Source organism: Coleofasciculus sp. E2-BRE-01, from assembly GCF_040221695.1.
Taxonomy (GTDB): domain Bacteria; phylum Cyanobacteriota; class Cyanobacteriia; order Cyanobacteriales; family Coleofasciculaceae; genus Coleofasciculus.
In genome coordinates this window covers 1-10,560 of the sequence record NZ_JAVKEA010000172.1, presented here as the reverse complement: position 1 = coordinate 10,560, position 10,560 = coordinate 1, and the positions used below count along the sequence as shown (strand labels likewise).

Sequence of the window (10,560 nt, the reverse complement as noted above, 5' to 3'; positions counted from 1 at the left end):
ACAAGACAAGGAGGACAAGGAAGGAAAGAAGACAAGGGGGGAAAACCGTACAGAATTCGGTTCGGTCAAACTAACTTCTAAAAGCCGAAACGCCCTATTTTTCGTTCTCACTCTTCCTTGTCTACTGGTCTACCTGTCTTCCTTGTCTTGCCTAAACCCCCATCTTAAAAAACCTACCCTTGTGAGCTACAAGAGGGGGGAGGACAGAGGATGCTTCACTTTTTTTGCACGGGAGAAGGGGGATCGGATTTTCTTGCTCCCCTCTTGCTCCCCTCTCCCAAGCTTGGGAGAGGGGCTGGGGGTGAGGGCTGGCTTGGGAGAGGGCTTGAGCTTAAGTTGACACCAATAGTTTAGGGACTAACGCCAATTAAAAACCAATAACTGAGCAACAAAACCCGCCCTGATTCAAATACCGAATAACATAAGACCAATAACAAATGACTAAAGGCAACCTATTAATTGTTGACGATACCCCAGAAAACTTACAAGTTTTATCCGCCACCTTGTCGGAGCAAGGCTATCAAGTGCGGGGTGTGGTTAAAGGGAAAATGGCAATTCGCGCCGCTAAATCTGCCCAACCCGATCTCATATTACTAGATATCCGGATGCCAGAAATGGATGGGTATCAAGTCTGTGAAAATCTCAAAGCTGATCCGGAGACTCGTGAAATTCCCATCATTTTCATTAGTGCCATTGATGATGTTTTGGATAAAGTCAAAGCCTTTCGCGTGGGGGGTGTTGATTACATCACCAAACCTTTTCAAGTTGAAGAAGTCTTGGCGCGGGTGGAGCATCAACTGACGATTCGGCGACTATCTCAAGAAGTACGCGATCGCCATCAAAAATTAGAGCAGGAAATTCAAGAGCGACGCAAAGCCGAAAAAGCCGCCGCCGCTGCCTCTAAAGCTAAAAGTGAATTTCTAGCCAATATGAGTCACGAACTTCGCACGCCCTTGAATGCTATTTTAGGGTTTACCCAAGTCATGAGTCGTGATCTGAAAATTACGCCGGAACAACGAGAATATCTGGGTATTATTAATCGCAGTGGTGAACATTTACTGGACTTAATTAATGATGTCTTAGATTTATCGAAGATTGAAGCAGGGATTATTTCCCTCTATGAAACCAGCTTTGATTTGTATCGCTTGTTAGATAATTTGGAAGAAATGTTCCAAATTAAAGCCGAACAGAAAAAGTTAAATCTAGTTTTCATGGTCGCCCCCAATGTTCCGCAAACCATAAAAACCGATGCAAAAAAATTACGGGTGTGTTTGATTAATCTTTTAGGTAACGCGATTAAATTTACCGAACAGGGTACAATTACCTTACGAGTAAATTTGGCAACGGAGGCGTTAACCAATCAAAACCCTTCCGACACCGACTCATCATCATTGTCAGCATTTCCCCCCCGACTCCAGTTTGAAGTAGAAGATACGGGAGCGGGTATTTCTTCGGCTGAAATTGACAACTTATTTGATGCCTTTGTCCAAACCGAAACCGGACAAAAAATGGCGGAAGGGACAGGTTTAGGGTTAACCATTACCCGCAAATTTGTGCAACTGATGGGGGGAACCATTACCGTCAGTAGTGTTGTCGGCAAGGGGACAATTTTTAAGTTTAGTATTAAAATTAGTCCGGCAGATGTCTACCCCGTTACCCCCCAACCCCGTCAGCGCGTCTTATGCTTAGAACCCAATCAACCAACCTATCGTATCCTCGTCGTTGATGATACCCCCGAAAATCGCCTGTTGCTGATTAAATTACTCGAACCGATTGGCTTTGAAGTGCGGGAGGCGGCAAATGGGATGGAATGCTTACCGTTATGGGAAAGTTGGCAACCTCACTTGATTTTTATGGATACACGTATGCCAATGATGGATGGGTTAGAAGCAACGCGACGGCTTAAAAGCAAAGAAAAAGAACGGTTATCTCAATCCAACTCAGTCCTCGATTTATCTAGAACTATTATTATCGCCTTAACCGCTAGCGCCTTTGAGGAAAGGCGAGAGGAGATTTTAGCCGCCGGATCTGAGGATTTTGTCCGGAAACCGTTTACAGAGGAGCAAATTTTTGACACCATTGCCCACCATTTAGGAGTGCGCTATCGTTATGAAGAGTTATCGGATAGTTTACCTCTCTCTCGATCAAGTTATAGCACACAAGAAAAACCAGACTCGTTTTTCTGTTCAGAGTTATCCAGTCTACCTTCAGCCTGGGTGACTGAATTAGCACAGGCAGCTAATCAGTTGGATGAAGCAATGATTGCTCAGTTGATTCAGGAACTCCCGACAGAAAAGGCAGATTTAGTCAAGGCATTAACAGATTTACTTCATGATTTTAGACTGGATGTTATTGTGCGAGTGACTCAGGCTGTCATCAATCATTCATAAGGACTAGAGTGATGCTAAGTCAACAATTATCAATGGTATTGAATAAACCTAAAATAACGATATTAGTGGTTGACGATAACCCCAATAATTTACGCTTTTTATCGAAGGTATTGGAGAAAGAAGATTATAACATTAAACGGGCTATTTGTGGTAAACTCGCCATCCATGCGACAATTTCGTCACCTCCTGATTTGATTTTACTGGATATTGTCATGGCGGATATGGATGGGTATAGTGTTTGTCAATGTCTGAAGTCAAACTCGAAAACCAAAGATATTCCGATTATTTTCTTAAGCGCATTGACGGAAGCGGCAGAGAAAGTCAAAGCGTTAAAAATTGGCGGGGCTGACTATATTACTAAACCGTTCCAACCGGAAGAAATTTTAGTTCGGATCGAACATCAACTGCTCCTGCAAGGATTACAGAACCAGTTAAAAGAACAAAATAGTTTACTCCAACAAGAAATTCGCGATCGCCAGCAAGCTGAGAACCAACTTCGCCAACAGGCAAGACAGCTTAGCCATCAAAATAGTTTACTCATTGAACTGGCTAAAAATAAAATTTTATATCAGGGAAATTTAGAATTAGCGTTTCAGAAAATCACCGAAGTCACAGCCCGTACCCTTGAGGTCGAACGAGTCGGTATTTGGCTCTATAATCAACAAAAAACTCATATTGAATGTCTGGATTTATTCCAGCAAAGTCACTGCCAACATACCACCGGGTTAAGCCTAGCCCTAGCTAACCATCCGCTTTACTTTAACGCTTTAATTGAGGCTCCCCTCGTTGCAGTAGATGATGTGATGAGCGATCCCAGAAGTGGTGATTTGCTGGAGTCTTACCTACAGGGATTAAACATAACATCAATGCTAGACACCCCTTTACGATTGGGCGGAAAAACCGTAGGTGTGTTATGTATTGAACAGATAGAAACGTGCCGACATTGGACACCAGAAGAGCAAAACTTTGCCCGTTCCATCGCCGATCTCACCTCATTACTCCTAGAAGTCCAAGAACGCCAACGCGCCGAAGTTGCCCGCCAAATCTCAGAAGAAAAATTTGCCAAAGCTTTTAGTTGTAGCCCTGACCCGATGACGATTAGCACTTGCCCAGACGGACGCTATATCGATGTGAATCAAAGTTTTCTCAATCTATTGGGGTATGAGAGAAAAACTGTCATTGGGCAGACAATTTTTGATCTAAACTTGGTCGTCAATCCGGAAAACATGGTTCAGTTTGAACAGCTTTTACATCGACAAGGATCACTGTGTAACTGGGAAACGGAATGGCGGACTAAATGGGGTGAGATTATTACCTTATTATTATCGGCTGAGTTTATTGATTTGAAAGGGGAACGCTGTATAATCACCGTCGGCAAAGATATTACAGAACGCAAGCGAATTGAAGAAGATTTACGCCAAAGTGAAGAACGCTGGCAGTTAGTCTTACAAGGCAATAATGATGGAATTTGGGATTGGAATTTACAAAGTGGTGAAGTGTTTACGTCTGAGCGGTTTCAGGAAATTATCGGCAATCAAAATTGCCACGATGACACCTGTAAAATTGTACATCGTTTTGATGAATGGATTAGTCGTATCCATCCCGATGATGTCGAGCAAATTGTCGAAACCACCCAAAACTACTTGCAGCGAAAAATCCCTTATTATGAAATTGAATATCGCTTACAATGCCAAAATGGTGACTATAAATGGGTAATGTGTCGCGGACAAGCCCTGTGGGATGAAGACGGAAAACCTCAGCGGATGGTGGGTTCACTCAAAGATATCTGCCAACGCAAACAAGCCGAGGAAGCCTTGCATCAATCGATTCAGCGAGAACAGGAAAAATCGATCCAACTAGAGACAGCATTAGCTGAACTCAAACGCGCCCAAACTCAACTGATTCATAATGAGAAAATGTCCAGCTTAGGGCAAATGGTGGCAGGTGTGGCGCATGAAATTAATAATCCGGTCAACTTTATTGGCGGGAATCTCATGTATGCTAAAAATTATTTTGTCGATCTCACTCGCTTAATTAATGCCTATACCAAAAACTACCCCAATCCGCCTGAAGAAATCGAAGAGATTATTGAGGAAATTGACTGGGAGTTCGTCAGTGAGGATTGGCAGAATGTAATCAAATCGATGGATATAGGTGCCGAACGCATTCAGCAAATTGTTAAATCCTTACGCATTTTCTCTCGACATCATGAATCTGAACGCAAAGCCATTGATATTCATGAGAGTATTGATAATACATTAATTATTTTACGGCATCGGCTGAAAGCATCAGGCGATCGTCCCCAAATTGAAGTGATTAAAGAATACGGTAAACTCCCAGCAATTACCTGCTACGCCAGTCAGTTAAATCAGGTATTTATGAACGTGCTGAGTAATGGGATTGATGCCTTAGATAATAAACCCGCTCCCCGCGTGATTAAAATTCACACCGAAATGGTTCAAAAGAGTCAGAGTGCAGACGATAATGGTCATAAACAGCAACCATCAGACTTTGCCGTTATTCGGATTGCGGATAATGGTGCCGGAATTAATGCCGATATTATTCCCCAAATCTTTGATCCATTCTTTACCACAAAACCAGTAGGACGCGGCACCGGATTGGGCTTATCAATTAGCCACGAAATTATTGTCGAGAAACATCAAGGTCAACTTCAGTGTGTTTCAAATCCCGGTCAAGGAACAGAGTTTATTGTCGAAATTCCTATTGTAAAATGAAAAGGATAAATTCCTATTCCCTGTTCCCTGTTCCCTGTTCCCTGTCTAAAGACAAATGACAAACTACGCAATTGATTTTGGTACAAGCAATACAGTTATCACTCGCTGGAACGCCGCCATGGGAGAGGCGGAAACCGTCAACCTACCTGGTTTATCAGTACAACTTGCCCAAAATCCGCCCCTGATTCCCAGTTTGGTCTATGTTGAGGATGCCCAAAACGGTAAGGTTATCGTTGGTCAAACCGTGCGCGATCGCGGCTTAGATCTTACCACCGATCCTCGCTTTTTCTCCAGCTTCAAACGGGGGATAGGTTCCCAGATTCAGGGATTTTTGCCGGAATTGGATCAACAAACCATCAGTTTTGAGCAAATTGGACAATGGTTCCTCAGCCAAATTATCGCCAAAGTCTCCCCTTCTCCCACAGACACGATTGAATCCTTAATTCTTACCGTACCCGTCGATAGCTTTGAGGCTTATCGCCACTGGTTAACAGAGGTTTGTCAATCCTTACCCGTGGAACAACTGCGGATACTGGATGAACCAACCGCCGCCGCTTTGGGGTATGGTGTGGCAGAAGGTGAAACCCTCCTGGTGGTGGATTTTGGTGGCGGGACTTTAGATTTATCCCTGGTGCAGTTAAATCAAGAGGTACAAACCGGAACAAAGCCCCTGGGTTTTATCTTGAAATGGGGGGAGAAAGTCTTAGGTGAACGTTCGGGACAAAAGCCCAAAATAGCCCGGGTACTCGCCAAAGCAGGGCAGAACTTAGGCGGCTCAGATATTGATAACTGGCTAGTAGATTATTTTGTCCAAACCCAGGGGATTTCGCGATCGCCCTTAACCACGCGATTGGCGGAACGCCTGAAAATTAAGCTATCTTCAGAATCCACAGCTACGGAAGTTTACTTTAACGATGAAACGCTAGAGAGTTATGAACTGAATCTGGATCGGCAAACCTTTGAAACCATTTTAACGGATCACCAATTCTTTGATAACCTGAATGAAAGAATGACTCAACTCCTGCAACAAGCACGGCGCAGTGGTATCGAAGTTGCAGATATTGATGCTGTATTATTAGTGGGGGGAACCGTAAAAATACCCGCCGTTCAAGAGTGGGTGAAGCAATACTTTAACGCCGAAACGATTCGTTCTCGAAAACCCTTTGAAGCCATCGCCCAAGGCGCATTACAATTAGCCCAAGGCATAGAAGTCCAAGACTTCCTCTACCATAGCTATGGGATTCGCTACTGGGATCGACGGAATAACTGTCACAATTGGCATCCAATAATTAAAGCCGGACAACCCTATCCGATGAGTAATCCCGTGGAATTAGTAGTGGGGGCGTCAATAGAGAATCAACCGAGTATTGAATTAATCGTCGGAGAATTAGGCGCAGAAACAGGAGCAACCGAGGTATACTTTGAAGGCGATCGCTTAGTCACACGCCAACTTGGGGGCGGCAAAACCGCCGTACAACCCTTAAATGATCGCGACGGCGCCAGAACCATTGCCCAGCTTACACCCCCAGGAAATCCGGGGCGCGATCGCATCAAACTCAAATTTTCAGTCGATCGCGATCGCGCATTACGATTAACCGTAGACGACTTACTCACTGAACAAACCGTCTTACAAAACCAAATAGTCGCCCAACTAAGTTGAATGTTTGTTTGTAGTTGCGCTGTCTTCGCCATCAAAACAGAAGGGCAAACCCACTATCTTCTCTGGAGACGTTCCACCGGAACGTCTCTACGATTCCTGTTCCTTCTGCAATAATTCCTCTTTAGAATCACTCCAGTAGGCACTATACGTCCAGATTTCACGACTTCCTTTATCTTCGACTGACCAACGATAAATCGCAGATTTCGGATTAACCCCAACCTCAATCAGCTTTGCTCCCATATAATATTCCATCTGACGCTTAGTCATATCCTTCGCACCACTGGGTTGACTCTTAGAGATTGTGCGAGACATGTGGGCTTGTGTCGGTTTTGGCATCGTTGTCTAATGTTAATAATCAATCTAGTCCACAAATTAGCCGCCTTCTGAAGAAGACTTCAGCTATTGGCGAATGGCTTTTCAGTTAAATGTTCTTTAACTTAGATTTAGTTAATTGGATTCTATTATACATAGATTCGCCAACGCTCAGATATTAAACCTAAAAAGAGGGAATCGAAAATGGATCTCAGTCTATGCATGATTGTGAAAAACGAGGAAGCCAGTTTACCCCAAGTCTTGGAGACTGTGCAGCCAGTCGTCGATGAAATGGTGATCCTGGATACTGGATCAAGCGATCGCACGATTGATATCGCTACAGAGTATGGGGCAAAAGTCTATCATTTTCAATGGTGCAATGACTTCTCAGCCGCCCGCAACCAGGCGCTGCGCTATGTGCAAGGGAAGTGGGTGTTGGTGCTGGATGCGGATGAAGTGTTAACGCCGGAAATCATACCAGAAATCCAACAGGCGATAAAAAACGATCGCAACTTGGTGATTAATCTGATCCGTCAAGAAGTGGGTGCGACTCAATCGCCCTATTCCCTGGTATCCCGTTTATTTCGCCATCACCCCGATATCCATTTTTCTCGCCCCTACCATTCGATTGTGGATGATAGTGTCGCCCAATTGTTGCAGCGAGAACCGGATTGGCAGGTGATTTCCCTGTCTACTGTGGGCATTCTACACTATGGTTATCAACCGGGTGCGATCGCGGCTCTGGATAAATATACTCGCGCCAAGAATGCCATGGAAGGGTTTCTTGCCGATCATCCTAATGATGCATACTTGTGTAGTAAATTAGGAGCGCTTTATGTGCAAATCGGTCAAGTAGAGGAAGGGATTAATTTACTTAAGCGTGGATTCACGGATTCACAGGTAGACGCTTCTGTCTTATTTGAATTACATTATCATTTAGGCAATGCTTACACGAAACAGAATCAACTCCAATTAGCGGCAAATCACTATCAAGACGCCATCAAGCAACCGATTCTGCCCCAACTTAAACTGGGAGCCTATAATAATTTAGGGAATTTGTTATTCGGCGTTGGCGATTTAACCACAGCGAAACGGGCATATCAAACCACGGTGAAGATTGATCCGAGTTTTGCCGTGGGATACAATCACCTGGGGATGACCTTAAAAGCATTGGGAGAGTGGGAAGCCGCGATAACCGCTTATCAAAAAGCGATTCAACTGAATCCCGACTATGCCGACGCTTACCAAAACTTAGGCGTTGTGTTACTCAAACTGGGACGAGTACCTGAAAGTTTAGCAGCATTTGAGAGTGCGATCGCCCGTCATCAAGTCACCAATCCCCAGGAAGCGCAACGGTTACGTCAAGAATTGCAAGGGATGGGGCTGCGATAAGGGGAAGCAATGTAGAGACGTAGCTACGTCTGGAAGCTGGGGGAGAGAATTTACAAATGACGAATGACGATCCACAATGTCCACCTACTTACCCTCTGCGTTTGTGTCGATCGCGCATCCATTGAATTATACAACCGATGGGCAGGGCGATGAGCATGGCAATAATAATATGAATGAAGACATTGACACCATTGTAGGTGGTACATTTCACTACACCCGCACCCGGACAAATCGGTGTATCAGAGTTGGTTTGATTCTGGATAAAGGTTTGGATGGGTTGGGAATCGACTTGGGAGGATATCCCACTCACGGCTAATCCGGTTCCGACAACGGCTATCCAGAGTTCTAGGTTTCGCAGCTTCTGGTCGAAAGCGCGTTGGCGAAGCCTGTTCCTTCGGAACGTATCGCGTTCTGCTTGATCTAAGTCTACGATACCTCGCACCGTTTCTAGCATTTGTCCGAATAACTCTTGTCCGGGTGAGAGATAATTGATATCGGTTTGGATTTGCTGTTTATCGCGTTGGCTATCTTTGAGGAATTCGTCCCAGAATTGGGGGATATTGTTGTCAATTTGGGCAATATTCCGTTGCTTGGTGTCAAAGTTGGTAATATTGGTTTCCATCGCCGTGTGGTGGGCGCGTAAGTCTCGCAAGCATCGGGCGTAGTCGAGGGCGATTTGGGGGATTTGGTTAAGCAGATTTTTCAGGGTGTCGAGGCGGGTTTGGGGGTTGGTGGTGAGGTTGGGTAAGGTTTGGATTTGTTGTTCTAACTGGCTATAGAGGTGTCGCGCTTCGGGGTAGCGTTGGCGGGATTGGTGATAGATGTAGCGCAGTTTGTGATAAGAACAAAGGAGTTGGAGGAGTTCATCGTAGGCTTTTCCCAGGAGTTCAATGGTGGGAGATTGGCTGGTGTTGAACGAGATGAGGATGTGACATTGGCTGGTGGGGTTATCGGGTTGGCTGGGTTCCGTGGCGAGGTAGTCGAACAGGTGACTCCCGAAGAAGCTATCTTGATCCTGGAGGCTGGGGTTGAGGGGAGTATTGGCGAGGAGGGCGGTGGCGCATTTTTCAGCAAGGCTGGCGCAGTCGGTTTGGGCGTCTACTTCGGCGTATAACCACAGGGTTTGTCCGAGGGTGGCTTGGATGCGGTGGGGGAGGAGGGATTGAGGGCGGAAGTGTTGCAGTTGGGGGATGGTGATGTCGAGGTGGGGAGAATCGGGGGAGAGTGTGAGATCAATGGCGTAGGTGTCATTGAGGCGAAAAGGTTGCAGATTGGCGGTGATTTTGAAGCCATCGGCGGTGGCGATAGCGCCTAAATCGATATCTTGGGCGTGGGTAAGCCAGTGGGTTTGTTTTCCGGGTTCGTTTTGGGGCGTGTATTCGGTGTTGGTGTAGCAGATCAGGTGAGATTTCAGGGTATTCAGTCCAGGGAAATGTCCCAGATTAGTCAGATTATCCCATAACTTAGCCGCATCATCCGCCACGCGATCGGGGGCGTCGGTGAGGGTTTGACGCAGGTGGAAGGCGTAGAGGGTGAGGCTGAGGTTTTTCATTTATTGGTTATGGGTCTTATGTCCTTTGTCATTAGTCATTTGTTGATGGAAATTGCCGAGATTTTCATTAGCCTATAATACAGAATATCTGTAGGGGTACGGCACTGCCGTACCCTGTTTAGCAGGTTTAATTGGAGATATCGCCCCTCACCCCCAGCCCCTCTCCATCCCCCCAAACCCCCCGTTGTAAGGGGGGTATTTGGGGTGGGGGGTGTAAGAGAAAAGCGGTATTTTAGAGGTAATTTTATCTGCATCTTTAAGTGATAAGCGGGTTGGTATTTAAAACGTAATGTCAATAATTGCGCAATCATAGTAGTGAGTTAAGCGAAGCCATGACTCAGGCTTTGCATCTTTCTCGCTACTATTACCCAATTTAATTGCATGACGACTTAGTTCCCCTTCTCCTATGCAACAAAAGCGAAGCATCCTCTGTCATCCCCCCTCTTGTAGGGGGGAACGAGGGGGGTTGGGAGAAGGGGTTAGGGGATGAGGGGAAAAAATGGCTTGTCGGTTCAAATT

The 10,560-nt window shown here is 45.4% G+C and carries 6 protein-coding genes; 4 read left to right on the top strand and 2 right to left on the bottom strand.

The genetic code is table 11. From position 1 onward, the window contains the following. The first annotated feature begins 437 nt into the window (after positions 1-437). Genes RIG66_RS21140 through RIG66_RS21130 form a run of 3 tightly spaced genes read left to right on the top strand, consistent with a single transcriptional unit; the run spans position 438 to position 6,785 of the window. Positions 438-2,390 (top strand): response regulator, encoded by a 1,953-nt coding sequence (locus tag RIG66_RS21140; protein ID WP_446380705.1) that lies wholly within the window; start codon positions 438-440, stop codon positions 2,388-2,390. 11 nt (positions 2,391-2,401) lie between these two features. Then, on the top strand, positions 2,402-5,125 hold the full coding sequence (locus RIG66_RS21135; RefSeq protein ID WP_446380704.1) for a PAS domain S-box protein: 2,724 nt from the start codon (positions 2,402-2,404) through the stop codon (positions 5,123-5,125). 55 nt (positions 5,126-5,180) lie between these two features. After that, the gene (locus tag RIG66_RS21130; protein ID WP_446380703.1) at positions 5,181-6,785 is read left to right on the top strand and encodes an Hsp70 family protein; all 1,605 of its coding nucleotides are present in this window, start codon (positions 5,181-5,183) and stop codon (positions 6,783-6,785) included. 87 nt (positions 6,786-6,872) lie between these two features. Here RIG66_RS21130 and RIG66_RS21125 read toward each other — a convergent pair whose 3' ends face one another. Continuing rightward, positions 6,873-7,121, bottom strand: coding sequence for a hypothetical protein (locus RIG66_RS21125; RefSeq protein WP_446380702.1), 249 nt, complete (start codon positions 7,119-7,121; stop codon positions 6,873-6,875). A gap of 180 nt (positions 7,122-7,301) precedes the next feature. Here RIG66_RS21125 and RIG66_RS21120 point away from each other — a divergent pair, with 180 nt between their 5' ends. Further along, on the top strand, positions 7,302-8,489 hold the full coding sequence (locus RIG66_RS21120; protein WP_446380701.1) for a tetratricopeptide repeat protein: 1,188 nt from the start codon (positions 7,302-7,304) through the stop codon (positions 8,487-8,489). A gap of 88 nt (positions 8,490-8,577) precedes the next feature. Here the strand turns inward: RIG66_RS21120 and RIG66_RS21115 are convergent, their stop codons facing one another. After that, complete coding sequence (locus tag RIG66_RS21115; protein WP_446380700.1) at positions 8,578-10,041, bottom strand: hypothetical protein; 1,464 nt, start codon at positions 10,039-10,041, stop codon at positions 8,578-8,580. Positions 10,042-10,560 lie beyond the last annotated feature (519 nt).